Genomic DNA, 23,522 nt, shown 5'->3' with positions numbered 1-23,522 from the left:
ATCCAGGCCCTCGACCTGCTCGGCCGCAAGGTCCTGCTGATGACCCAGGGCAAGGCCGTGCGCGACTTCACTAGGGGCGTGGCCCGGTTCGCCGTCGACCTGCTGAAGAACGAGCCGCGCATGCGCGGCCGCGCCCTGGTGCTGCTCAAGCTCTGCGCCCAATGGAACCTGCTGACCCTGCGCATTGCCCTCACCGCGCGCAAGCAACGCGATCTGGTGAGCACCGCCAGCCACGACTACCTGATGTTCTCCGGCTACGCCACGCTGGCCTATTCCTGGGCCCTCCAGGAAGCCGCTGCGCGCCGGCGACTGCGCCAGGGCGGCAGCGAGTCGGCGGACTTCTACAAGGCCAAGATCGCCACCAGCGAGTTCTACTTCGCCCGCCTGCTTCCGCGCGCCAAGGGCCACGCGGCGGCAATGGCGAAGCCGACGGGTTCGATCATGGACCTGAAGAGCGAGCACTTCGCCTTCGACTGAGGCGACCACCCGCAGCGCGCGCCAGCGGAGCCTCAGTCTCCGCTGGCGCCAGCCGGGGTCAGCAACAACGCACGAACGTCGTCGAGCATCGAGTCCCATTCCTCCTGGCCAATGTCCATCAGGCGGAAGTAGCGCAACATGAAAGCGCCCTCCACCGCCAGGAACGCCAGGCGCGCACGGCGTCCCTCAGGTGCGGACAGGTCCAGGCCTTCCAACCGGCTGCGATACCACTGGTTGCTGCCCTCCAGGTGCTCGGGCGTCTGGATCAGCGCCGCCATCAGCGCCGCCGCCTTGCTGCTGGACAGCTCGTCCGAACGCTGGGTCGCCTCGGCATGTGCGCGAACCCGCGTCAGTGGCGTCGGCTGCTTCCCTGCCACCGCTTCGAACAGGCTGTCGTAGGCCTTGCCCCAGCGCTCGAAGATCGCGTCGATCAGCGCATCCTTGGTACCGAAGCAGTACTGCACGCCGCCCTTGGTAATGCCCATTTCCTTCGCCACCGCATCGATGGTCAGGCCGGCCGCGCCTTCGCGGCCGATCACCGCCTCGGCGGCATCGAGCAACTGGTCACGGTCGATCGTTCGTCGGCGTCCCATGGCTACCTCTTGAGTTTAAATCCATACGTATGTATTTATATTTTCACGCGCCCGCCCGTGGCGCGCAATTCCCGTTATCCACGGCGAGCGATGAACCGTTCGCCACAGAGGTTATCCCATGTTCCGGCAGAACCGCTGGCTGGTCCTGGCCATCGTCTCCAGCGCCCTGTTCCTCATCATCATCGACATGACCGTGCTCTACACGGCCCTGCCGCGCCTGACCCACGACCTCGGCGCGACGGCCGCGGAGAAACTCTGGATCGTCAACGCCTATCCGCTGGTGGTCGCCGGCCTGCTGCCCGGCGCCGGCTTGCTCAGCGACCGCCTTGGCCACAAGCGGCTGTTCCTCGCCGGCCTGCCGCTGTTCGGCCTGGCCTCGCTGTGCGCCGCCTTCGCCCCCAGCGCCGCGGCGCTGATCGCCGCCCGCGCCGGGTTGGCGGTGGGCGCGGCACTGATGATGCCGGCGACCCTGTCGATCGTCCGCCATGTCTTCCAGGACGAACGCGAACGCGCCCTGGCCATCGGCATCTGGGCCTCCGTCGCCTCTGCCGGCGCGGCGCTGGGGCCGGTGGTCGGCGGCGTGCTGCTGGAGTTCTTCTGGTGGGGCTCGGTGTTCCTCATCAACGTCCCGGTGGTGGTCGTCGCTTTGTTGCTGGCGCTGCCGGCCATCCCGGCCTGCGGCGGCCAGTCGCGGCGCCCATGGGACGCCCTCGGCTCGCTGCAGGTGATGTTCGGCCTGGTCGGGGTGGTGTATGCGATCAAGGAACTCAGCACACGCGCCCCGGACTTCGGGCTGGCCGTCCTCGCCGCGCTCGGCGGCATGCTCTGCCTGTACCTGTTCGTCCGCCGCCAGCGCCGCGCCCGCGAACCGATGATCGACTTCGCGCTGTTCCGCAACCGGCGCTTCGCCCGCGGCGTCGCGGTGGCCCTGGTGGCGACCATGGCGCTGGTCGGCATGGAACTGGTGTTCAGCCAGCACCTGCAACTGGTGCAGGGCCTGACGCCGCTGAAGGCCGGCCTGTTCGTCCTGCCGATCCCGCTGGCCTCGCTGGTGGTCGGGCCGCTGGCCGGCTGGCTGGTGCCGCGCTGGGGCGAGAACCGGGTGATGTGCGCCTCCCTGCTGCTCGGCAGCGCCGGATTGCTCGGCCTGGCCCTGTCCTACCAGTCCGCCACCGGAGCGCAACTGGCCAGCCTGGTGCTGCTCGGCGTCGGCTTCGGCGGCGCGATGACCGCCGCCTCCACCGCGGTGATGCTCAACGTGGACGAACAGAGTTCCGGAATGGCGGCCGCCATCGAAGACGTGTCCTACGAACTGGGCGGGGTGATCGGCGTGACCCTGCTCGGCAGCCTGATGAGTTTCGTCTACGGGATGTCGCTGAGGCTGCCCTCGGCCGAGCTGCCGGCGCGGGTCCGCGACAGCCTCGACGACGCCCTGTTGGTCGCCGAGGGCCTGACGCCGGAGGTCGCGTCGCGGCTCGTCGAGCTTGCCCGGCAGGCTTTCGACCAGGCCTTCGTCGCCGTGCTACTGGCCGCCGCCGCGCTGCTCTTCCTCAGCGCCATGGCGGTCCTGCGCCAGCCGCGTCCGGCTACAGAGCCAGCGCCACCAGCACCGCACACTCGGTAAGTTCGACCAGCGCGCCGGCGGTGTCCCCGGTGGCGCCGCCGAGGCGCGCGAGGAAACGGCTGCGCAGCCAGGCGAAGAGCATCAGCGTCACCAGCAACGCCAGCAGGCCGGCCAGGCCGAACGCCAGGGCCAGGCCGAAACTCACCCCCAGCACCCACGGCAGGCTGCGCCCCGGCAGGTGCTCGGCGATGGCCTGGCCGAGGCCGCCGGGGCGCGCGTAGGGCGTGGTCAGGAACAGCAGCGGCAGGCTGCTGCGCGCCAGCCACGGGGCCAGCGGCAACAACCCGGCCTCGCCCTGGCCGAGCAGCGCCGCCAGGGCGGAGAACTTCAACAACAGGACCAGTACCAGGACAACCACCGCCACCGGGCCGCTGCGCGGGTCCTTCATGATCGCCAGGGTCCGCTCGCGGTCGCCCAGCCCGCCGACCCAGGCGTCCGCCATGTCGGCCAGGCCGTCCAGGTGCAGCGCGCCGCTCAGCGCCACCCACAGGCTCAGCAGCAAGGCTGCCTGCAACAGCGGCGGCGTACCGTCGAGCGACCGCGCCGCGGCGTACAGCACGACGCCGATCAGCACCCCGACCAGTGGATAGCAGAGCACCGCGCGGCCGAACTGTTCCGGCGTCGGCATCGCCGACAGGCGCACCGGCAGGCGGGTGAGGAACTGCAAGGCGACCAGCAGTGAGCGCAAGGCTTCGCGCATGACTATTCCCCTTCCCGGCATTCGTGCCAGCGATCATCGCCCTCTCCGGCGCGCAGGCCGAACAGTGCGCCATGACCGACGTCCACCTGCAGCAAGTGCTCGCGCGGCAGGCCACGGGCGCGAGCGAGCAACAGACGGATGACGCCGCCATGGGTAACCAGCAGCACACGACGGCCGGCATGACGCTGGCGCAGGCGTCGCTGGGCGGCCAGCACCCGCGCCTCGAACTCGGACAGCGGCTCGCCGCCCGGCGGGGTAAAGGCGTAGGGATCGGCCCAGAAGCGGCCGAGCGCCTCGCTGTGGCCGTCCATCAGGGCGGCCGCCGAGCGCCCCTCCCAAGCGCCGAAATGCAGTTCGCGCAGATCGTTTTCCAGTTCCAGCTCGATCCCCTGGCGCTGCGCCAGTTCCTCGGCGAAGGCGCGGCAACGTTGCAATGGCGAGCTGACCAGCAGGTCCCAGCGTCCGCCTTCCACCGCCGTGCGCATCTGCGCCCAGCCACGCGCGGTCAAGGCGTCGTCGAGGCTGCCGCGGAAACCGCCGCCGGACTCGGTTTCGCCATGCCGCAGGAGGTCCAGGCGCAGGCTCATGCCGGGCGGTCCGAGACCGCCGCTTCGGCGAAGGTCGCCATCCCCGCGTGCAGCGCGCAGGCCTGGCGCAGCAGCGGCACCGCCAGCGCCGCGCCGCTGCCCTCGCCCAGGCGCAGGCCGAGGTCGAGCAGCGGTTGCGCCGCCAGGGCTTCGAGCACATGGCGATGGCCCGGCTCGGCACCGCTGTGGGCGAACAGCAGCCAGTCGCGGCAGGCCGGGTTCAGGCGCACCGCGCAGAGCGCCGCGACGCTGCAGATGTAGCCGTCGACCAGGGCGACCATGCCTTTCTGCGCGCAGGCCAGGTAGGCGCCGGCCAGCGCGGCGATCTCCAGGCCACCGAGACGGCGGAGGGTTTCGAAGGGGTCGGCGCGATGGGCGCCGTGCAGGGCCAGGGCACGCTCGATCACCGCGGCCTTGTGCGCCACGCCGCTGGCGTCCAGCCCGGTTCCCGGCCCGACCAGCGCGCTCGCCGGCGCATCCAGCAGCGCGCAGGCCATGGCCGCCGCCGCGGTGGTATTGCCGATGCCCATCTCGCCGCCGATGAACAGCTGGCTGCCGGCCTGCTCGGCGCGGCGCACGCTTTCGTGCCCAGCCTCGAGCGCCAGCAGGCACTGTTCGGCGCCCATCGCCGGGGCCTCGACGAAGTTCGCGGTGCCCGCCGCCAGGCGCAGGTGACGCACGCCGGGCAAGGCTTCCAGGGGGAACGCGGTGCCCAGGTCGACCACCTCCAGGCCGGCGCCGAGTTCGCGCGCCAGCACGCTGATCGCCGCGCCGCCGCGGACGAAGTTGCGCAGCATCTCGCCGGTGACCGCCTGCGGATAGGCCGAGATGCCCTCGGCGACTACCCCGTGGTCGCCGGCGAAGACCGTCACCCAGATCCTCTCCAGGCTCGGTCGTTCGCGCCCCTGCAACGCCGCCAGGTCGATCGCCACTTGCTCCAGGCGGCCCAGCGAGCCGCGCGGCTTGGTCAACCGGTCCTGGCGTTCGGCCGCGCGCCGGCGCATCTGCGGGTCCGCCTCGCGGCAGGTGTCGCGCCACCATTGCAGACTCATAGCGGTTCTCCTTTCAACGGCATGGGCAGGCCGGCGACGGTGAAGGTCACCCGTTCGCAGCGTTCGGCGATGGCCTGGTGCAGCCAGCCGGCCTCGTCGACGTAGCGCCGGCTGAGTTCGCCCAGCGGCACCACGCCGAGCCCGGTTTCGTTGCTGACCAGGATGATCCGTCCCGGCAGCTCGCCGAGACATTCCAGCAGCGCCTCGCGCTCGCCGTCGAGACGCTGGGGATCGTCGCAGAGCAGCAGGTTGGTCAGCCACAGGGTCAGGCAGTCGACCAGCAGGCAGCGTCCGGCCTCGGCCTCGCTGCGCAGCGTCGCCGCCAGCGCCAGAGGCTCCTCCAGGGTTCGCCAGTGGGCCGGGCGGCGCGCGCGGTGCTCGGCGATGCGCCGGCCCATTTCGCCGTCGCCGGCCTGGGCGGTGGCGATGTAGCTCACCGCCAGCCCGCTCTCGGCGGCCAGGCGCTCGGCCAGGCGGCTCTTGCCGGAACGGGCGCCGCCAAGGATCAGGTCACGCATGGGGTTCTCCGCAGAGGGCGAGCAATCGCCCGGTATCCAGGTGGCGCTCGACCAGGTCGGCGAGCCGCTCGATGTCGCGTTCGCGCAAGGCCTGGTAGTCCACCGCCTGGACCTCGCGCAGGCCGGCCCAGCGCAGCAGCGCCGAACAGGCCGCGGTGGATTCGAACAGGCCGTGCAGGTAGGTGCCCATGACGTTCCCGTCGACGCTGCGGGCACCATCCGCGCGGCCATCGTCGAGCACCACCGCCGGCCGCGCCAGGGCTTCGCCACGGGTGACTCCGGCATGGATCTCGTAGCCCGACAGCGGCGCATCCTCCAGGCTCAGGCGGCCCTGTACGTTGCGCAATTGCTTGTCCGCCTCCAGGGTCGTTTCCAACGCCAGCAGGCCGAGGCCAGCGCTGCTGCCGGCCGCGCCTTCCAGGCCGAGCGGATCGTGCAGGCGCTCGCCGAGCATCTGCAGGCCGCCGCAGATCCCCAGCAGGCGACCGCCGTAGCGCAGGTGACGGAGGATCGCCTCGTCCCAGCCACGCTCGCGCAGCGCCGCGAGGTCGGCGCGCACGCTCTTCGAGCCGGGCAGGACGATCAGGTCCGCCGACGGCAGCGCCTGGCCGGGGCCGACGAAGCTCAACTCGACCTGGGGGTGCAGGCGCAGCGGATCGAAATCGGTGTGGTTGCTGATCCTCGGCAGCACCGGCACCACCACCTTCAGGCGCGGCCCGACCTTGGCCGCCTGGCGCGTGTCGATGGCGTCCTCCGCCTCCAGGTGCAGGTCGCTGACATAGGGCAGCACGCCGAGCACCGGCTTGCCGGTGCGCGCCTCCAGCCAGTCGAGGCCAGGTTGCAGCAGGGCGATGTCGCCGCGGAAACGATTGATGACGAAGCCCCTGACCCGCTCCCGCTCCGAGTCGGAGAGCAGTTCCAGGGTGCCGACCAGGTGGGCGAAGACCCCGCCGCGGTCGATATCGGCGACCAGGATCACCGGACAGTCCACCGCTTCGGCGAAGCCCATGTTGGCGATGTCGTTGGCGCGCAGGTTGATCTCCGCCGGCGAGCCGGCGCCCTCCACCATCACCACCCGGTAGGCGGCGGCGAGCCGCCCATGGGAAGCCAGCACCGCTTCCATCGCCACGCGCTTGTAGTCGTGGTAGGCGGCGGCGTCCATGCTGGTCACCGCGCGGCCATGGATGATCACCTGGGCGCCGATGTCGGTGTTCGGCTTGAGCAGCACCGGGTTCATGTCGGTGTGCGGCGCCAGCCGACAGGCCTGGGCCTGGACCGCCTGGGCGCGGCCGATCTCGCCGCCGTCGGCGGTGACCGCGCTGTTCAGCGCCATGTTCTGCGGCTTGAACGGCACCACCGCGACGCCGCGCCGGGCCAGCCAGCGGCACAGCGCGGTCACCAGGGTGCTCTTGCCGGCGTCCGAGGTGGTGCCCTGGACCATCAGGGTCCGTCCGCGATCACTCATGAGCAGGCTCCTTGAAGCCGAGCAGCGCGGCATCCAGCCGGGCCCAGGCGGCCTCGTCGGCGGGCAGGCCGAGGCGCAGGCTGGCCGGCTGCTCGAATTGGCGGGTGAGGATGCCGCGCCGCGCCAGGTAGTCGTGCAACGCCGCGCAGCGTGGATCGACCAGGCGCTGGAACAGCGCGCTGCCGCCCGCCGGCGGCCAGCCGTGGCGGCGCAGCAGTTCCTCCAGGCGCTGGCTGGCGGCCAGCAGGCGCTCGCGCTGCTGGCGCTGTTGCTGGCGGTCGCGCAAGGCACTCTGGGCCACATGGCGCACCGGGCCATTGACCGTCCACGGACCGAGCTGCTCGGCCAGCGCCTGCAACAGCGGCCGTTCGCCGAGGGCGAAGCCGAGCCGCGCGCCGGCCAGGCCGAAGAACTTGCCGAACGAGCGCAGCACGATCAATCCGGGCCGGTTGCTGCAGGCCGCCAGGCTCGACTGCGGGGTGCAGTCCATGAACGCCTCGTCGACCAGCAGCCAGCCGCCGCGACGTTGCAGGCGGGCATGCCAGGCCAGTAGCTCGGCGGGCTCGAAGACCCGCCCGGTGGGGTTGTTCGGGTTGACCACCAGCAGCACGTCGAGGCTGTCGAGATAGGGCTCGACCTCGGCCTCGCCGATCTCCCGCACCAGGTGCCCGGCCTGGCGCCAGGCGTGGGCGTGCTCGGCGTAGCACGGCGACAGGACGCCGACCCGCCCGCCCCGCCGCATCCTCGGCAGGGCCTGGATCGCCGCCTGGCTGCCAGCCAGCGGCAATACCCGTTCGGCGCCGTAGTAGAGGCAGGCGGCGGCTTCCAGGCCGTCGTCGCTCTCCGGCAGGCGGGTCCAGGCCTGCTCGGGGATCGCCGGCAGCGAAAACGGCCAGGGCGCGATGCCGGTGGACAGGTCCAGCCAGTCCGCCAGCGGAATGTCGTAACGGCGCGCCGCCTCGCGCAACCGCCCTCCGTGTTCAAGCATGCAGCCACCCCATGGCCCAGAGTCCGGCCAGCACCAGCAGCCAGAGCAGCACGCCCTGGCGCACCAGCGCCAGGGCCCGATAGATGTCGCGGCCCTGCGGCTGCGGGCCGCTGCCGAGGAGCGGTCGCTGGTGCAGCTCGCCGTGGTAGATCGCCGCGCCGCCCAGGGAAACCCCCAGCGCACCGGCGCCGGCGGCCATCACCGGGCCGGCGTTGGGGCTGTCCCATTGCGGCGCCTGCTCGCGCCAGCAGCGCAGGGCCTGGCGGGTGTCGCCGAGCAGCGCGTAGGTCAGCGCCACCAGCCGCGCCGGCAGGTAGTTGAGGATGTCGTCGATCTTCGCCGCGGCCCAGCCGAAGCGCTCGAAGCGCGCGTTGCGGTAGCCCCACATCGCGTCCAGGGTATTGCTCAGGCGATACAGCACCACCCCCGGCGCGCCGGCCACGGCGAACCAGAACAGGGCGGCGTAGACCGCGTCGCTGCCGTTCTCCAGTACCGACTCGGTGGCCGCGCGGGCGACCCCGGCCTGGTCCAGTTCGCGGGTATCGCGGCTGACCAGGTAGCCGACACGTCGCCGCGCCTCGTCCAGGTCGCCGGCGCGCAAGGCCAGCGCCACCGGTTCGGCGTGCTCGCCGAGGCTACGCAGGCCGAGCGCGGCGTACAGCGCCAGGGCCTGGACCAGCCAGCCGAGGTAGGGAAGTTCAGCGAGCGCCCAGGCCAGCAGGGTCAGCGGCAGTACCGCGAGGACCCAGGCGGTCACCCCGTGGCTGCGCCAGCCGACCCCGGGATCGCCCTCGCCGGCCAGGCGCGAGCGGTTGAAACGGCGCTCCAGGCGATCGGCCAGGCGGCCGAAGGCGACCAGCGGGTGCCAGCCCTGCGGCTCGCCGAAGCGCGCATCCAGCGCCACGCCGAGGATACCCAGCAGTGCGCTCATGCTCGCTCGCCCCAACGGTTCTGGTAGACCAGCTCGGCCAGCGGACGCGGTTCGCTCCAACCCTCCAGCGCCAGCATCGGCGCCGGGTAGAACTCCGCCACCGGGCCCAGGCAGAGCACCGCCACCGCCTCGCTGCCGGGCGGCAGGCCGAGCAACTCGCCCAGCGCGGCCGGATCGAACAGCGATACCCAGCCCATCCCCAGGCCCTCGGCGCGACTGGCCAGCCAGAGGTTCTGGATCGCGCAGGCGAGCGACGCCAGGTCCATCTGCGGCAGGGTCCGGCGACCGAACACATGGCGTTCGCGGTCGTCCATCAGGGCGGCGACCAGCAGTTCGGCGCAATCCAGCACGCCCTCGACCTTGAGCCGCATGAACTCGTCGGAGCGCTCGCCGAGGGCTTCGGCGGTGCGTCCGCGTTCCTCCTCGACCAGCCCGTGGATGGCCCGGCGCAACGCCGGCTCGGTGATACGGATGAAGCGCCAGGGTTGCATCAGGCCGACGCTGGGCGCCTGGTGTGCGGCCTCCAGCAGCCGCGCGAGCAGCTCCGGCGCCACGCTGCCACCGCTGAAGTGGCGCATGTCGCGGCGCTCGGCGATGGCCCGGTAGACGGCGGCGCGCTCCGTGGCGCTGAAGGCGTGGGAAGAATCGGACATGTCAGTCGGCGTCTCGCGCGGGCGCCAGCAACGCAGCGGCGGCCTGCGGGTTGGAAGGCAGGTAGAAATGGATATAGGAAGCCGTCAGCCGGCCAAGACGGAACACCGCCTCCGCCGTGTTCCGGCCGTTCGGGCAGACGCCACGGGCCAGAGGCTCGACGGCGCAGTCGAGGGTCGAGTGATGGAAGGTATGCCCGCGCAGCCGCCCTTCCGGCAGCTCGACCTCCTGCAAGGCCAAGGCGGTCAGGCGCTTCTGCAGGCGCGCCCGGCCCGGCAGCAGGCCGAGCAGTTCGCCGCGCTCGCCGTCGGCGTCTTCCAGGCAGTCGAGCAGGTAGAGCATGCCGCCGCACTCGGCCAGCAGCGGCTTGCCGGCGGCATGGTGGGCTCGGATCGCCTCGGCCATGGCGCGATTGCCCTGCAGGCGCCCCAGGTGCAGTTCGGGGTAGCCGCCCGGCAGGTACAGGCTGTCCACGGCGGGCAACGCCTGGTCCTGCAGCGGCGAGAAGAACGCCAGTTCGGCGCCGAGTTCGCGCAGCAGGTCGAGATTGGCCTGGTAGAGGAAGGCGAACGAGGCATCGCGGGCCACGCCGATGCGCACGCCTTCCAGGCTGCGTTGCAGCGGCGCCGGAGCGGGCACCTCGAAGGTCACCGGCTCCGGCAGGTCGGTCTCGGCGCTGGCCCGCAAGGCGTCGGCGGCGGCGTCCAGGCGCGCATCGAGATCGGCCAGTTCCTCGGCCTGGACCAGGCCCAGGTGGCGGCTCGGCAGTTCGAACTCGGCCGAGCGCGGCAGACCGCCGAACCAGCGCATGCCGGGCGGCAGGCAATCGCGCAGGATGTCGCTGTGGCGCTGGCTGCCGACGCGGTTGCCGAGCACTCCGGAAAACGGCAGGTCCGGCTGGAAATGCGCCAGTCCGTAGGCCAGCGCGCCGAAGGTCTGGGCCATCGCCGCGCCGTTGATCACCCCCAGCACCGGCACGCCGAAACGCCGCGCCAGGTCTGCCGCCGAGGGGTTGCCATCGAACAGGCCCATCACCCCTTCGATGAGGATCAGGTCGGCCTCGCCGGCGGCCCGCGCCAGCAGGCGTCGCGCTTCGGCCTCGCCGACCATCCACAGGTCGAGCTGGTAGACCGGCGCGCCGGAGGCGCGAGCGAGAATCATCGGGTCGAGGAAGTCCGGTCCGCACTTGAACACCCGCACCCGTCGCCCCTGGCGCGCATGCAGGCGGGCCAGAGCGGCGGTGACGGTGGTCTTGCCCTGGCCGGAGGCCGGGGCGGCGATCAGCAGGGCCGGACAGCGTGCCTGGGTCATGGGCGAAGCGTCTCCGCGCATGGCGCGGGCATCAGAACTCCACTCCTTTCTGCGCCTTGATCCCGGCCTTGAACGCGTGCTTGACCAGGCTCATCTCGGTCACCGTGTCGGCGGCCTCGATCATCCCCGGCTGCGCGCCGCGACCGGTCACCACCACATGCTGCATGGCCGGGCGCGCCTGGATGTCGGCGAGGACCCTGTCCAGTTCCAGGTAGCCGTGCTTGAGGGCGATGTTCAGTTCGTCCAGCACCACCAGGCCAACGTCCGGGTCGGCCAGCAATTGCGCGGCGACCTTCCAGGCCGCCTCGGCCTTGGCGATGTCGCGCTGGCGGTCCTGGGTCTCCCAGGTGAAGCCCTCGCCCATCACGTGATAGCTGACTTCCTCGGGGAAGCGCCGGAAGAAGGCTTCCTCGCCGGTGCTGGCGGCGCCCTTGATGAACTGCACGACACCGACCTTCATGCCATGGCCCAGGGCCCGCGCGACCATGCCGAAGGCCGAGCTGCTCTTGCCCTTGCCGTTGCCGCTATGCACCAGGAGCACGCCGCGTTCGTCGCGGGCCTGGGCGATCTTCTCGTCGACCACGGCCTTCTTGCGCTCCATCCGCTCGCGGTGGCGCTGGTCCTTCTCGGGGGATTCGTTCATCGTCGATCACTCCTTGCGGCGACGCGGCCGCGCCGTCGCCTCGTTCATTCGAAATACCCGGCCTCACAGAGCCTGGTAGCGCACGCTGAGGTAGACCGCCTGGCCAGGCTGGTTGTAGCCATACGCGGTTTCGTAGTCGGCACCGAACAGGTTGGCGATCCGGCCCTGCAGACGCCATTCGTCGTTCAGCCGGTACTCGCTGCGCAGGTCGAGGGTGGCGTAGCCGCCCAGGCGCACCTTGTTGGCCGGGTCATCATAGCGTCGGCCTTCGGCGTGCACGCTGGCGCCCAGCGAAAGACGCTCGAAGCGCCGGTCCAGTTCCAGGTTGAACATCCGCCGCGCCCGGCGCGGCAGCTCGTTGCCGTCGTTGACGCCGCCGGAACGGTTTTGCGGGTCGAGGAAGGTTGCGTTGGCGTTCCAGTCCCAGCCCAGCCACTGGCTGCCGAGGACCAGTTCGACGCCACGGATGCGCGCTTCGTCGATGTTGTTCGGCTGCCCCCAGGGGCGCCCCGGCGCCGGACGCGGATCGTTGCCGATCAGGTCGTCGACGTTGGTACGGAAGGCATTTACCGCCCAGTGCCCCCAGCCATGCGTACCGCTCAGCCCGACTTCCAGGCTGCGCGAAGTCTCGGCGTCCAGGTCGGGATTGCCGTAGTCGGGGTAGTAGAGTTCGTTGAAGGTCGGCGCCTTGAACGCCGTGCCGTAGCTGACGGTGAAGCGCAGCGCGTCGCTCAGCGCGTAGCCCCAGGCGGCGCTGCCGGTGTCGTGCACGCCGAACTGCTGGTTGTCGTCGCGGCGCAGGCTCAGTTGCCAATCCTGGCGACCGTACTGGCCGAGGTACTGGGCGAACCAGCCTTTGTTCAGCCGCGAGTCGACGCTGAAGGCTTCGCTGCTGCTGATCTCGTCCTTCTGCCAGTCGTAGCCGAGGGTCAGCACATGGCCTTCGGCCAGAGTCAGGTCGTTCTGCCAGGACAGGCTGTCGCGACGGGTATCGAAGCGCGAGTAGAAACGGCCATCCTGATAGGCATCGGCCTTGTCCTCGCTGCGCCCGGCCTGGAGGGTCACCAGCCAGGGATCGAACGGAGTGAAGCGGGCACGGCCGCCGACCAGGTTCTGCTCGCCGTCGGCGTTGGCATTGAAACCGGAGTTGCCGAAGACCTGGTCATAGTCGTTGTGCGACTTGGCCCTCAGCAGGGTACCGTCGAGTTCCAGGCCATTGTCGAAGCGATAGCCGCCGCGCAGGTTGCCGGACAGGTTGCGGTAGCCGTCTCGGTCTGGCTCATAGCCCGCAGTACCGGCGCGCTTGGTGTTGATCCCCGCCGTATCGAAACTGCTCACCCCGAGGCTGTACCAGCCGTTGCCAGCGCCGCCGCTGACCCCGGCGCTGCCCTCCAGGGTCTGATGGGTGCCGTAACCGGCGGAGAAGAACGGCTTGGCGCCCTGGCCGTCGCCGCGCCGGGTGAAGATCTGGATCACCCCGCCGATGGCCTCCGAGCCGTACAGGCTGGAACGCGGCCCGCGGACCACCTCGATGCGCTCGATCAGCTCCACCGGCAAGTCCTGGAACGCGGTGAGGCCAGCGCTGGCCGAGCCGACCTTGATGCCGTCGATCAGCACCAGCACATGGTCGGACTCGGTGCCGCGCAGGAACAGCGTGGTGTTCTTGCCGAAACCGCCGTTGTTCGCCAGCGACACGCCGGGTACCTGGCGCAACAGCTCCGGCACGCTGCGCGCCTGGCTGCGCTCGATATCCTCGCGGTCGATGACGCTCACCGCCGCCAGGCTCTGGGAAGCGGTCTGGGCGGTACGGGTGGCGGTCACCACCTGGTCCGCAAGGCTGACCGGTTCGGCCAGGCTCAGGGAAGACGCGCCGCACAGCGCCACGGCTGCCGGGGTCAGGAAAACTCTGTTCATGCTCTGCGCTGCTCCGTCGCTCTCACCCGCGCGACCTGGGTTGAGGCAGACGGAGGACGAAGCGACGGCAGGAGACGTCCGACAGCGCCCTCCGCGATGCCGTGGGTGCGTCAGGCCGGTCTCCGGGCTCGCGAGCGAAGCGCTGGACGCTTCCAGCCGCGCCTTCCCATGCCGGAGCACAGTGGTCATCGAGCGGCTGTCTGATTCGCCTACCGTTGCGGGGGCAGCGCTGGCCTGGTTCCGACGGAACGCACCAGCTTCCCTGTTTCACCCCTTGCGGGGCACCTGTCGCAAGGCGCGCAGCTTAGTGGTTCGGGGCTTGCGCGGTCAATGTGGCCGGCCACCGCAGAACTAGCGCCCGGCTCCGGGGAGCGGGTCCGCGCGCAGCGCCGTCCCGGCCGGAGCATGGCTGCGGCACCACTGCCGCCAGGTGGCCTGCAACTGCACCAGCGCGGCGCCGGCCAGCTCGCCGCGTTCGCTGCCGGCCAGCGGGCTGGCGGCCAGGGCCTTGAGCAGGCGCGCGGTCGGCGGGTCGAGGGCGTGTTCACGCTCAGCCCGCGGGCCATCGCCCTGCAGCGCCAGGCGCAGGCGCCGCAGGTAGCGGTCGCGGGCCTGCGCCAGGGACGCCGGGACCTCCTCCAGGCACTGCCGCAGGTAGAGCAGCTCGTCGCCGAAGTCGAGTCCCATCAGGCCGTCCGACCAGGGCTGGCGGCGCCCCTCCGGCAAACGGTCGTAGCGCTGCGCCAGGCGGATCAGGCGATCCGCGGTGCGCCCGCCGAACCAGGCCTCGGCCTGCGCCGGCGAGCGCAGGGTGAGCCGCGCCAGGTCGCCGAGGGTGGCCTGCAGCATGCGCCGGTAATGGCGTTCGCCCGGCCGCAGGCTGACCAGGTTGAACACCAGCACGGCGAAGGCCACCCCGAGCACCGTCGACAGGGCGTTGTTGAGGAAGTGCGCGAGGTCGTAGCTCATGCTGTTGCTCGGCGCGACGTTCTTCACGAAGAAGATGCAGAACGGCGAGGCGATCCCGGCCAGGCTCGCCCGGTTCACGCACAGCGCGGCGAAGAACAGCGGTACGCCCAGGCCCAGGCAGAGCAGCGGGAAGCCGTCCACGCCGGGCAGGTAGAACAGTGCGACGAAGCCGGCCAGCGGGATCGACAGGAGGATCCCGCGAAGGAAGTTCAGGCCGGCCTGGGCCGGGTTGTCGCGGCTGGCGAAGAGACTCAGCACCACCCCGGTGATCGACACCGCGCCCAACCCGCTCGGCCAGGCGCTGGCCAGCCAGAACGCGGCCACGCAGAGGAACGCCAGGGCGCTGCGCAGGCCGAACAGCACGCCGCGCTCGATGTCCCGGTGCCAGGCGATGGCGGCCGGCGCCTGGCGGGTGGGCGCGCCATAGACCAGCGCCTCGACGCTGCGCCCGGCCGCCCTCGCCTCGCCGAGCAGGCGTTCGAGGCAGACCAGGCACAGGTGCAACTGTCCATGCGCCGCGTCCAGCGCCAGGCGCAAGCGCTGCCGGCAGGCCTCGAACTCGGCCTGGCGGCCCTCGCGCAACAGTGCCTCGAGTTCTTCCAGCCAGGGCTGCAAGGCGTGCGCGCTGGCCGGATCGAGCAGCCTCCGCTCGCGAGCCACCTTGCGCGCCGCGCGCAGCAGGCCGAGCAGGTCGAGGCCTAGCACGCGCAAGGCCTGGGAACGGGCGCGGCCGAGCGCGCCCTCGAACCAGGCGTGGTCGCGCTGGGCGTCCGCCGCGGCGATCCGCCCCAGCGCCGCGAGCAGCTCGCCGCGTTCGTCGGCGCCGCGCAGCTCCGCCGCGGCCGCCTGCAAGCCGGCCTCCCAGGCCGCCTTGCCCTGGTTCGCCAACTGGCGTTCCAGGCGCCGCGGCCAGAGCAGCACATTCACCAGCGCCGCGCAGAGGATGCCCAGGCCGATCTCCGAGCAGCGGGCCACCGCCTGGTCGAACACCGTCGCCGGATCGGCGCTGGCCGGCAGGGCGACGATGGCCGCGGTGTAGCCGGCCAGGACGAAACCGTAGGACGCATGATTGTGCAGCAGCGACGCGCCGGCGGTGCAGAACGCCAGCCAGAGGGCCATCAGCAGGAGGAAGGGCAGCGATGCCTGGCCATAGAGTGCGACCATGCCGATGGACACCAGCGCACCGGCGCAGGTGCCGATCAGGCGGAACATGCCCTTGGCCAGGACCATGCCGCTATAGGGCTGGCTGACCACGAACACCGTCATCAATGCCCATTGCGGCTGCTCCAGCTCCAGGCCGAAGGCCAGGTACAGGGCCAACCCGCCGGCCAGCAGGGCCTTCACCGCGAACTGCAGTTCGTGCAGACGCGGGCACAGCAACACCTGCACCAGGTCGGAGGAAAAGAAGGAAGGCTTGGCCATCGCGGACGCCCCGAAATACATGAGCGAGCGAATTATTAGCAAGCTAATTTTCTATTGTCCAGCCTCTCCGCGAACTTTCCGGAAGAGCGTTTCGCCCTGCGAAACATGCGCCACGGAGGCCCACTGGAGCCGACCAACACGCCTGCGCAGAAGGCGCCAACTGGCAGCGGCACGCGCCAAGCGTTCGTATACAATATCCCGCACGTTCCCAACGCCATGCAGGTTGTCCCGCTTGCCTCTCTCCATGCTCAACGCCCCTAACCTGGGCATCGCCCCTTCGGCCTCCGAGATCATCGCCAAGCACCTGCGCGAAGCGATCATCGCCGGGCATTTCGCCGAGGACGAACCGATCCGCCAGGACGACATCGCGCAACTCTTCAATGTCAGCAAGATTCCCGTCCGCGAGGCCCTCAAGCGCCTGGAGGCGGAAGGCCTGGTGCTGTTCCAGCGCAACAAGGGCGCGGTGGTGACGCGTATTTCCGAACCGGAACTGGCGCAGATGTTCGAAGTGCGGGTGCTGCTCGAGGCGCAGGCGATCCGCCTGGCGGTGCCGAACATGAACGAGACCACCTTCGCCCGCGCCGAGGCGATCTGCGCCGACTTCGTCGGCGAAGACAACGTCGGCCGCTGGGCCGAACTCAACTGGCAACTGCACGCCTGCCTCTACGAACCGGCGCAGCGGCCGTTCCTGGTCAACCTGATCCGCTCCATCCACGACAAGCTGGAACGCTACCTGCGCATGCAGATGAGCCTGTCCGAAGGCAAGCAGCGCGCCGACCAGGAACACCGCGAGATCGTCGCCGCCTGTCGCGCCGGCGATGCCGAACGGGCCGCGGCACTGATCGAGGCACATATCGTCGGGGTCTGCCGGACCCTCTACGAACACCTGCCGAACCGCCCGGCCAGCACCTGAGCCGGGCCATCCAGGCTATGCCGCTTTCGTCATCCGCCTGAGCGAAAACCCTCAAGCGCCCCGTCCCGCCGAAACGCCACCCTGTGGCGCATACCCCGGCACAGGCGAGGGCCACCATGCAACGCATCCGCATCATCGATTCGCATACCGGCGGCGAGCCCACCCGCCTGGTCATCGGCGGCTTTCCCGATCTCGGCCAGGGCGACATGGCCGAGCGCCGGCGCCTGCTCGGCGAGCGCCACGACGCCTGGCGCGCCGCCTGCATCCTCGAACCGCGCGGCAGCGACGTACTGGTCGGCGCCCTGCTCTGCGCACCGGTCGATCCCGAAGCCTGTGCCGGAGTGATCTTCTTCAACAACAGTGGCTACCTCGGCATGTGCGGCCACGGCACCATCGGCCTGGTCGCCTCGCTGGCACACCTCGGGCGGATCGGTCCCGGCGTGCACCGCATCGAGACGCCGGTCGGCGAGGTCGAGGCGACCCTCCACGAGGACGGTTCGGTCAGCGTGCGCAACGTGCCGGCCTACCGCTACCGTCGCCAGGTCAGCGTCGAAGTGCCCGGCATCGGCCGGGTCAGCGGCGACATCGCCTGGGGCGGCAACTGGTTCTTCCTGGTCGCCGGACACGGCCAGCGCATCGCCGGCGACAACCTCGACGCCCTCACCGCCTACACCGTCGCCGTCCAGCAGGCGCTGGAAGACCAGGGCATCCGCGGCGAGGACGGCGGTGCCATCGATCACATCGAACTGTTCGCCGACGATCCCCACGCCGACAGCCGCAACTTCGTGCTCTGTCCCGGCAAGGCCTACGACCGCTCGCCCTGCGGCACCGGCACCAGCGCCAAGCTGGCCTGCCTGGCCGCCGACGGCAAGCTGCTGCCCGGCCAGCCCTGGCGCCAGGCGAGCGTGATCGGCAGCCAGTTCGAGGGGCGTTACGAATGGCTCGACGGCCAGCCCGGCGGGCGCATCGTGCCGACCATCCGCGGCCGCGCCCACGTCAGCGCGGAAGCCACCCTGCTGCTGGCGGACGACGATCCGTTCGCCTGGGGCATCCGCCGGTGAACGCCGAGGTCATCGTGGTCGGCGCCGGCATCGTCGGCAGCGCCTGCGCCCATGAACTGGCGCGTCGCGGCCTCGACGTACTGGTGCTGGACAGCCGCCGCGGCGGTGCCACCGCGGTGGGCATGGGCCATCTGGTGGCGATGGACGACAACCCGGCCGAACTGGCCCTCAGCGACTACTCGATCCAGGCCTGGCGCGCCTGGGCGGCGGAGTTGCCGGAGGATTGCGCCTATCGCGGCTGTGGCACCCTCTGGCTGGCCGCCGATGCCGCCGAACTCGCCGAAGCCGAGCGCAAGCGCCAGGCCCTGCTGGCCGCCGGCGTCGCCTGCGAGATGCTCGACGCCGCGCGCCTGCGTGACCTGGAACCGGTCTTGCGGCCAGGCCTCGCCGGCGCCCTGAAGGTGCCGGGCGACGGCATCCTCTACGCGCCCAACGCGGCGCGCTGGCTGCTCGAACGAGCCGGCCCGCGCCTGCGTCGATTGCACGCCGAAGTCAGCGAAGTGGACGGCAGCCGCCTGCGCCTGGCCGACGGCCGCTGGCTGAGCGCCGAGGCGCTGGTGCTGGCCAACGGCATCCATGCCGGCGAGCTGTGCGCGGAGCTGCCGATCCGCCCGAAGAAAGGCCACCTGCTGATCACCGACCGCTATCCCGGCACCCTCCGCCATCAACTGGTGGAACTCGGCTATGTCAGCAGCGCCCACGCCAGCAGCGGTACCTCGGTAGCCTTCAACGCCCAGCCGCGCCCCACCGGGCAGGTCTTCCTCGGCTCCTCGCGGCAGTTCGACACGCTCGACCCGCAGGTGGAAGGCCCGGTGCTGGCGCGCATGCTGCGGCGTGCCCTGGACTACCTGCCGGGGCTCGCCGGCCTCAATGCGATCCGTGCCTGGACCGGCTTCCGCGCTGCCACTCCGGACGGCCTGCCGCTGCTTGGCGAGCACCCGGCGCAGCCGGGCCTGTGGCTGGCGGTCGGCCACGAGGGCCTGGGCGTGACCACCGCGCCGGGCAGCGCGCGCCTGCTCGCCGCCCAGTTGTTCGGCGAAACGCCGCCGCTGGATGCCACGCCTTATCTGCCGCAACGCTTCCTCTCCAGCTCCAGGAGTGCCCGTCCATGATCGAACTGTTCATCGACCGGCGTCCGCTGCGGGTCGCCGTCGGTACCAGCGTGGCGGCCGCCCTCGCCCTCGGCGGCGACGGCTGCTCCCGCAGCGCGGTCGGCGGCGGGCGGCGCGCGCCGTTCTGCGGCATGGGCGCGTGCCAGGAATGCCGGGTATTGATCGACGGTCGGCGACGCCTGGCCTGCCAGACCGTCTGCCAATCCGGCATGCGCGTGGAGACCCAGGCATGAGCGCCGACTACGACCTGCTGATCGTCGGTGCCGGCCCCGCCGGCCTGGCCGCAGCGCTGGCCGCCGCGCCGAGCGGCGCGCGCATCGCCCTGGTCGACGACAACCCGGCCGCCGGCGGACAGATCTGGCGCGACGGCCCGCGTGCCAGCCTGCCGCCGCGTGCCCATCAGATGCGCCAACGCCTGGCCGGGCAGGCCAATGTCGAGCACTTCCCGGCGACCCGGGTGGTCGCCTGCGGTCCCGGCAGGCGCCTGTTGCTGGAAGACCCGCAACGTGGCTGGCAGGTCGGCTACCGACGCCTGGTCCTCTGCACCGGCGCCCGCGAACTGCTGCTGCCTTTTCCCGGCTGGACCCTCCCCGGCGTCACCGGCGCCGGCGGCCTGCAGGCGTTGGCCAAGGGCGGCCTGCCACTGGCCGGCCAGCGCCTGGTGGTGGCTGGCTCCGGCCCGCTGCTGCTGGCCAGCGCCGCCAGCGCCAGCCAGTGCGGGGCGCGCCTGCTGCGCGTCGCCGAACAGGCGCCGGCGAGAACCCTGGCCGCCTTCGCCGTACGCCTCCCGCGCTGGCCCGGCAAGCTGTGGCAGGCCGCCGGCCTGTTCGCCCGTAGCTACCGCGCCGACAGCTACGTGCTCGCCGCCCTCGGCGAGGAGCGCCTGGAAGCCGTGCGCCTGCGCGAAGGCGGTCGGGTCCGCGAGATCGCCTGCGAACGCCTGGCCTGCGGCTTCGGCCTGGTGCCCAACGTGCAACTCGGCCAGGCCCTCGGCTATCGCCTCGACGGCCCGGCGCTCGCCGTCGACGAATGGCAGGCCGGCAGCCTGCCCGACCACTACGCCGCCGGCGAATGCACCGGCTTCGGCGGCAGCGAACTGGCCCTGGTGGAAGGCACCATCGCCGGCCATGCCGCCGTCGACGAGCGCGACGCGGCTCGCCGCCTGTGGCCACGACGGCGACGCTGGCAGGGCTTCGCCGACACCCTGGCGCGACACTTCGCCCTGCGTGCCGAACTGCGTGAACTGGCGGAGGCGGATACCCTGGTCTGCCGTTGCGAAGACGTCCCCTTGGCCGCGCTGGCCGGGCATGCCGGCTGGACCGAGGCCAAGCTGCACAGCCGTTGCGGCATGGGCGCCTGCCAGGGGCGGATATGCGGCAGCGCCGCGCAATTCCTGTTCGGCTGGACGCCTCCGGCGCCGCGTCCGCCGTTCAGCCCGGCGCGCCTGGAGACCCTGGCCTGCTGGCAGGGCGACGCCGGCTAGCGACGCTCGGCGCGATACAGCCAGCCGAGGCCGGCCAGCGACAGCAGCAGGCCACCCAGCAGCATGGGTGTCAGCGGCTCGGCGAACATCCAGTGCGCCCATAGCAGGGTCAGCGCCGGGCTCAGGTACAGCGCCGCGCTGCCACCCTGTGCAGAAAGATGGCGCAGGCCCAGCCAGTACAGGCCGTAGCCGCCGAAGGTGGGCAGCAGCACCAGCCAGGCGAGCCCGAACAGGAATCCGCCGGACAGCGGCGGCCGCAGGCTACCCTCCGCCAGCGCCAGGCCGGCGAACGCCGGCAGCGCGGCGCCGATCTGCACGAACAGCACCACGGCCAGCGATCCCGGCGCGTCGTCCCAGCGCTTCTGCAACAGGGTGGCCAGGGCCAGCGCCAGCATGCCCAGCAGCGGCAGGCCGTAGGCCCAGCCCGGCGCCCGCCCCAGCGCCAGCGCCGCATGCCCGGCCCAGAGCACCCCGGCGACGCCCAGGGCGATCCCCGGCCACTGCCCAGGCTGCGTTCGCTGCCCCGGCAGGACCAGCGCCAGCAAGGCCACCAGCAGCGGCAACAGGTCGGCCATCAGCGCCGCCACGCCCGGCGAGACGCCGAGTTCGATGGCCTTGGCGATCGGCGCGATGTAGCCCGCGTAGGCCAACGCCCCGATCAGCGCCTGGCGCCGCCACTGGCGCGCCGACAACCGGCGCAGCCCGGCCCAGGCGAAGGGCAGCAGCAGCGCCAGGCAAACGGCGAAGCGCCAGAAGCTTGTGAGGAACACCGGCGCCTGTTCCATGGCATAGCGGTAGCCGACGAAGCCGGAACTCCAGGCCAGTACCATGCCCAGTTGCACGGCCAGCAGGCGGGTCGCCCCGGGCATCGCTCGCGGGGTGCAGGTGGTCGCGCGCATCGCTCGCCTCCGTCGGTCAGGTTCGAGTCGAGGCTAGGCGGCCTCCGCCGCTACTATCAAACGAAACTATCTGCACCAGTCATGCAGGAAATCGGAACCATGAGCGCCAACCTGGATATCGAGCTGCTGCGTACCTTCCATGCCATCCTGCGCTTCGGCCGCTTTCTCGCCGCGGCCAGCCACCTCAACCGCAGCCCCTCGGCGGTGAGCACCCACGTCCGGCGCCTGGAGGAACTGGCCGGCGGCCGGCTGTTCGAGCGCGACAACCAGTCGGTGCGGCTGACCCCGCTGGGGCAGCGGTTCCAGCGCCAGACCGCCGAGCTGCTGGAGACCCACGACCGCGTGCTCGCCGGGTTGCGCAGACGGGAAGAGCCACTGCGGGTGCGCTTCGGCATTTCCGAGGAATACGCCGGCAAGCTGCTCGGCCGCCTCCTGCCACGCCTCGGCGCGGAACTGCCGGCGCTGGAGCTGGAGGTGCTCACCGACGCCAGCGGCAGGCTGGCCGGACGCCTGCGGCGCGGCCAGCTGGACCTCGCCCTGCTGGTGCAAGCGCAAGACGAAACCCCGTACGACGGGCACTCCCGCGAGATCGGCGGCACCCAGCCGGTGTGGGTCGCCGGCCACGGCCTGCGGATCGATCCGCAACGCCCGCTGCCGCTGGCCCTGCACGGCCAGGGTTGTCCCTATCGGCAGGCGCTGCTGGAAGCCCTCGGCGCGACGGGCCGGCGCTGGCGCACGGTGGTCAGCAGTCCCGGCGCGGCGGCGCTGGAAGCAGCCATCGAAGGCGGCCTGGCGATCGGCGTGATCGACCGTGCGCGGGTCGGCCCGACGATGCGCGTGCTGGGGCCGGCGGAGGGCTTCGCCGAACTGCCCGCCCACCGCATTCGCCTGGCCTTCGCCCCGGGAGAGCGGCCGCCGGCGCTGGAGCGCCTCGGCGAACTGATCGCCGAGGAGTTCCGGCTCTGAGCCGCTACAGCGCCGGGCGCTAGACCCGCAGGCGGTGGCCGTCTGTCAGTCTCCGGCAGCAGTCGCTCACTGCGCGGCGATGCTTTCCCGTTCACGCCACTCGCGCAGCAACGCCTGGCGCCGGCGCCGCCCTCGATGTGCGCGCCCTGCTGTCGCAGGGTGGCGATATCGCGGTAGAGGGTGCGCAGGCTGATCCCCAGTTCGCCGGCGAGCACATGCCCGGCCACCGGGTAACGATGCCGGCGCAAAATCTGCAGCAGGTCGAGCAGGCGCTGGCTACGGGACAGGGCGCCGACTCACAGTTGCTCCAGGCAGTCGCGAGCGTGGTCGTCGAGGGGGACGAAGACCAGCAGGCGATCGCCGTTCTTCGGCGCCGACCACCAGTTGGTCTGCTGCAGTTCGAATTCGCCGCAGCGCGCATGACGGAAGCGCTTGAGCTGGTTTTCGATACCCATCACCTCATTGCGCCGCCAGATCTCGCGGAACTCCGCCGAAACCTCCAGGCAGCGCTGCAACTGCCGCTCCCACAGCGGATCGCCCATGCGCTCGACCATTGCCGCGCGGAAGAAGCCGACCATCCGCGGCAACGCCTCCTCGCGGTTGGCCATGCAGTAGCGCCAGCGCTCGTGGGTCAGCGCCAGGTAGATGCAGTTGCGGTCTTCCTCGGGGATCTCCGCCAGGTCGATGCCCACCAGCCGGCAATAGGCGCGGTTGTAGCCGCGGATGTCGAAACGGGCGTTCTGCACCATGGCCGGCAACGGGTCGAGGGCATCGAGGATGGCCTGGGTGGCGGCCGAGGGCTTCTCGCAGACCGCCCGCCGCGCCGAGGTCGGCGCGGCCAGCCCGGCGAGGTTGAACAGGTGGTGGGTTTCCGTCTCGTTGCACAGCAGGGCCCGGGCGATGGCTCCGATCACCTGCTCCGAGGCGCGTACCGCGCGGCCCTGCTCCAGCCAGGTGTACCAGGTCACGCCGACCCCGGCGAGCTGCGCCACCTCCTCGCGACGCAGGCCCGGCGTGCGTCGGCGGCCGAGGCGGGAAATGCCGACCCGCTGCGGCTCGATGCTTTCCCGCCGGCGGCGCAGGAAGGCCCCCAGCTGTTCGGCGCGGGACGGCTGCGCGGGGCTTTCCGCAGCGTGGCTGGCAGGGGCGTCGAGGGGCATGGCGAAGTCCTCCGGAGGGCAGACGGGTAGCGCCAATACCAGGATAAGCAAGAACTGGTACCGGGTTAGCCAGAAGCGCATGC

Annotated in this window: 23 protein-coding genes, 1 pseudogene and 1 riboswitch; of the genes and pseudogenes, 8 read left to right on the top strand and 16 right to left on the bottom strand. The window is 71.2% G+C overall.

Annotated features, from left to right (window positions below):
* A partial coding sequence (locus HMPREF3014_RS06120) for an acyl-CoA dehydrogenase C-terminal domain-containing protein (protein ID WP_177344331.1) occupies positions 1 to 477 on the top strand: 477 nt, incomplete at its 5' end.
* 32 nt (positions 478 to 509) lie between these two features.
* Here HMPREF3014_RS06120 and HMPREF3014_RS06115 read toward each other — a convergent pair.
* On the bottom strand, positions 510 to 1,070 hold the full coding sequence (locus HMPREF3014_RS06115) for a TetR/AcrR family transcriptional regulator (protein ID WP_003124996.1): 561 nt from the start codon (positions 1,068 to 1,070) through the stop codon (positions 510 to 512).
* A 118-nt stretch (positions 1,071 to 1,188) separates the two neighbouring features.
* Here HMPREF3014_RS06115 and HMPREF3014_RS06110 point away from each other — a divergent pair, with 118 nt between their 5' ends.
* On the top strand, positions 1,189 to 2,694 hold the full coding sequence (locus tag HMPREF3014_RS06110; RefSeq protein ID WP_023087638.1) for an MFS transporter: 1,506 nt from the start codon (positions 1,189 to 1,191) through the stop codon (positions 2,692 to 2,694).
* Here HMPREF3014_RS06110 and HMPREF3014_RS06105 read toward each other — a convergent pair.
* The 12 genes from HMPREF3014_RS06105 to HMPREF3014_RS06050 all read right to left on the bottom strand — a co-directional run bounded on the left by HMPREF3014_RS06105 (position 2,657) and on the right by HMPREF3014_RS06050 (position 15,845).
* On the bottom strand, positions 2,657 to 3,394 hold the full coding sequence (locus HMPREF3014_RS06105) for an adenosylcobinamide-GDP ribazoletransferase (protein WP_023087639.1): 738 nt from the start codon (positions 3,392 to 3,394) through the stop codon (positions 2,657 to 2,659). The two genes, HMPREF3014_RS06110 and HMPREF3014_RS06105, sit on opposite strands and share 38 nt — an antisense overlap.
* Positions 3,395 to 3,396: 2 nt before the next feature.
* Positions 3,397 to 3,981 (bottom strand): alpha-ribazole phosphatase family protein, encoded by a 585-nt coding sequence (gene cobC, locus HMPREF3014_RS06100; protein WP_003112355.1) that lies wholly within the window; start codon positions 3,979 to 3,981, stop codon positions 3,397 to 3,399.
* Complete coding sequence (gene cobT / locus HMPREF3014_RS06095; RefSeq protein WP_023085026.1) at positions 3,978 to 5,033, bottom strand: nicotinate-nucleotide--dimethylbenzimidazole phosphoribosyltransferase; 1,056 nt, start codon at positions 5,031 to 5,033, stop codon at positions 3,978 to 3,980. The genes cobC and cobT overlap by 4 nt, the downstream gene beginning before the upstream one ends.
* Positions 5,030 to 5,551 (bottom strand): bifunctional adenosylcobinamide kinase/adenosylcobinamide-phosphate guanylyltransferase, encoded by a 522-nt coding sequence (cobU, locus tag HMPREF3014_RS06090; RefSeq protein ID WP_003082599.1) that lies wholly within the window; start codon positions 5,549 to 5,551, stop codon positions 5,030 to 5,032. Before cobU ends, cobT begins: the two co-directional genes overlap by 4 nt.
* Positions 5,544 to 7,016, bottom strand: a complete 1,473-nt coding sequence (locus tag HMPREF3014_RS06085; protein WP_003123097.1) for a cobyric acid synthase — start codon at positions 7,014 to 7,016, stop codon at positions 5,544 to 5,546. Before HMPREF3014_RS06085 ends, cobU begins: the two co-directional genes overlap by 8 nt.
* Positions 7,009 to 8,004 carry a threonine-phosphate decarboxylase CobD gene (gene cobD, locus HMPREF3014_RS06080; protein WP_003112352.1) on the bottom strand — a complete coding sequence of 332 codons (996 nt, stop codon included), beginning with the start codon at positions 8,002 to 8,004 and terminating at the stop codon, positions 7,009 to 7,011. The genes HMPREF3014_RS06085 and cobD overlap by 8 nt, the downstream gene beginning before the upstream one ends.
* Positions 7,997 to 8,935 carry an adenosylcobinamide-phosphate synthase CbiB gene (cbiB, locus tag HMPREF3014_RS06075; RefSeq protein WP_003159856.1) on the bottom strand — a complete coding sequence of 313 codons (939 nt, stop codon included), beginning with the start codon at positions 8,933 to 8,935 and terminating at the stop codon, positions 7,997 to 7,999. The genes cobD and cbiB overlap by 8 nt, the downstream gene beginning before the upstream one ends.
* Positions 8,932 to 9,588, bottom strand: a complete 657-nt coding sequence (gene bluB / locus HMPREF3014_RS06070; RefSeq protein WP_003082592.1) for a 5,6-dimethylbenzimidazole synthase — start codon at positions 9,586 to 9,588, stop codon at positions 8,932 to 8,934. The genes cbiB and bluB overlap by 4 nt, the downstream gene beginning before the upstream one ends.
* Before the next feature lies 1 nt (position 9,589).
* The gene (locus HMPREF3014_RS06065) at positions 9,590 to 10,897 is read right to left on the bottom strand and encodes a cobyrinic acid a,c-diamide synthase CobB (RefSeq protein WP_003082590.1); all 1,308 of its coding nucleotides are present in this window, start codon (positions 10,895 to 10,897) and stop codon (positions 9,590 to 9,592) included.
* Positions 10,898 to 10,928: 31 nt separating this feature from the next.
* Positions 10,929 to 11,540 (bottom strand): cob(I)yrinic acid a,c-diamide adenosyltransferase, encoded by a 612-nt coding sequence (gene cobO, locus HMPREF3014_RS06060; RefSeq protein WP_003086769.1) that lies wholly within the window; start codon positions 11,538 to 11,540, stop codon positions 10,929 to 10,931.
* Positions 11,541 to 11,603: 63 nt separating this feature from the next.
* Positions 11,604 to 13,454 carry a TonB-dependent vitamin B12 receptor gene (gene btuB / locus HMPREF3014_RS06055; protein WP_004348772.1) on the bottom strand — a complete coding sequence of 617 codons (1,851 nt, stop codon included), beginning with the start codon at positions 13,452 to 13,454 and terminating at the stop codon, positions 11,604 to 11,606.
* Positions 13,455 to 13,549: 95 nt separating this feature from the next.
* A riboswitch (cobalamin riboswitch) is annotated at positions 13,550 to 13,758 on the bottom strand.
* A 47-nt stretch (positions 13,759 to 13,805) separates the two neighbouring features.
* Positions 13,806 to 15,845: an FUSC family protein gene (locus HMPREF3014_RS06050; RefSeq protein WP_031633400.1), complete on the bottom strand. Its 2,040-nt coding sequence runs from the start codon at positions 15,843 to 15,845 to the stop codon at positions 13,806 to 13,808.
* 244 nt (positions 15,846 to 16,089) lie between these two features.
* On the opposite strand from HMPREF3014_RS06050, the gene HMPREF3014_RS06045 reads away from it, so the two are divergent.
* The 5 genes from HMPREF3014_RS06045 (at position 16,090) to HMPREF3014_RS06025 (ending at position 20,414) form a co-directional block, all read left to right on the top strand.
* Entirely contained in the window at positions 16,090 to 16,758 is a 669-nt protein-coding gene (locus tag HMPREF3014_RS06045) for a GntR family transcriptional regulator (RefSeq protein WP_003082581.1), read from the top strand.
* A gap of 116 nt (positions 16,759 to 16,874) precedes the next feature.
* Positions 16,875 to 17,819: a 4-hydroxyproline epimerase gene (locus HMPREF3014_RS06040; RefSeq protein WP_003082577.1), complete on the top strand. Its 945-nt coding sequence runs from the start codon at positions 16,875 to 16,877 to the stop codon at positions 17,817 to 17,819.
* Positions 17,816 to 18,931 (top strand): D-hydroxyproline dehydrogenase subunit beta LhpB, encoded by a 1,116-nt coding sequence (gene lhpB / locus HMPREF3014_RS06035; RefSeq protein WP_019371999.1) that lies wholly within the window; start codon positions 17,816 to 17,818, stop codon positions 18,929 to 18,931. The genes HMPREF3014_RS06040 and lhpB overlap by 4 nt, the downstream gene beginning before the upstream one ends.
* On the top strand, positions 18,928 to 19,164 hold the full coding sequence (locus HMPREF3014_RS06030; RefSeq protein WP_003114956.1) for a (2Fe-2S)-binding protein: 237 nt from the start codon (positions 18,928 to 18,930) through the stop codon (positions 19,162 to 19,164). The genes lhpB and HMPREF3014_RS06030 overlap by 4 nt, the downstream gene beginning before the upstream one ends.
* On the top strand, positions 19,161 to 20,414 hold the full coding sequence (locus tag HMPREF3014_RS06025; RefSeq protein ID WP_023087641.1) for an NAD(P)/FAD-dependent oxidoreductase: 1,254 nt from the start codon (positions 19,161 to 19,163) through the stop codon (positions 20,412 to 20,414). The genes HMPREF3014_RS06030 and HMPREF3014_RS06025 overlap by 4 nt, the downstream gene beginning before the upstream one ends.
* Here the strand turns inward: HMPREF3014_RS06025 and HMPREF3014_RS06020 are convergent.
* Positions 20,411 to 21,313 carry a DMT family transporter gene (locus tag HMPREF3014_RS06020; protein ID WP_023087642.1) on the bottom strand — a complete coding sequence of 301 codons (903 nt, stop codon included), beginning with the start codon at positions 21,311 to 21,313 and terminating at the stop codon, positions 20,411 to 20,413. The genes HMPREF3014_RS06025 and HMPREF3014_RS06020 overlap by 4 nt on opposite strands.
* A 99-nt stretch (positions 21,314 to 21,412) precedes the next feature.
* On the opposite strand from HMPREF3014_RS06020, the gene HMPREF3014_RS06015 reads away from it, so the two are divergent.
* Complete coding sequence (locus tag HMPREF3014_RS06015) at positions 21,413 to 22,279, top strand: LysR family transcriptional regulator (RefSeq protein ID WP_003082572.1); 867 nt, start codon at positions 21,413 to 21,415, stop codon at positions 22,277 to 22,279.
* A 137-nt stretch (positions 22,280 to 22,416) separates the two neighbouring features.
* Here the strand turns inward: HMPREF3014_RS06015 and HMPREF3014_RS33145 are convergent.
* Positions 22,417 to 22,539, bottom strand: a pseudogene (locus tag HMPREF3014_RS33145) (helix-turn-helix domain-containing protein); the annotation flags it as partial.
* A gap of 36 nt (positions 22,540 to 22,575) precedes the next feature.
* On the bottom strand, positions 22,576 to 23,520 hold the full coding sequence (locus HMPREF3014_RS06010; protein ID WP_024947052.1) for a helix-turn-helix transcriptional regulator: 945 nt from the start codon (positions 23,518 to 23,520) through the stop codon (positions 22,576 to 22,578).
* Positions 23,521 to 23,522: the final 2 nt, after the last annotated feature.

The sequence above is a fragment of the Pseudomonas sp. HMSC065H01 genome (genome assembly GCF_001815235.1).
In the GTDB taxonomy this organism is placed as follows: Bacteria; Pseudomonadota; Gammaproteobacteria; order Pseudomonadales; family Pseudomonadaceae; genus Pseudomonas; species Pseudomonas aeruginosa.
The sequence above is the reverse complement of the archived record's forward strand: the minus strand, read 5'-3'. Positions and strand labels throughout refer to the sequence as shown.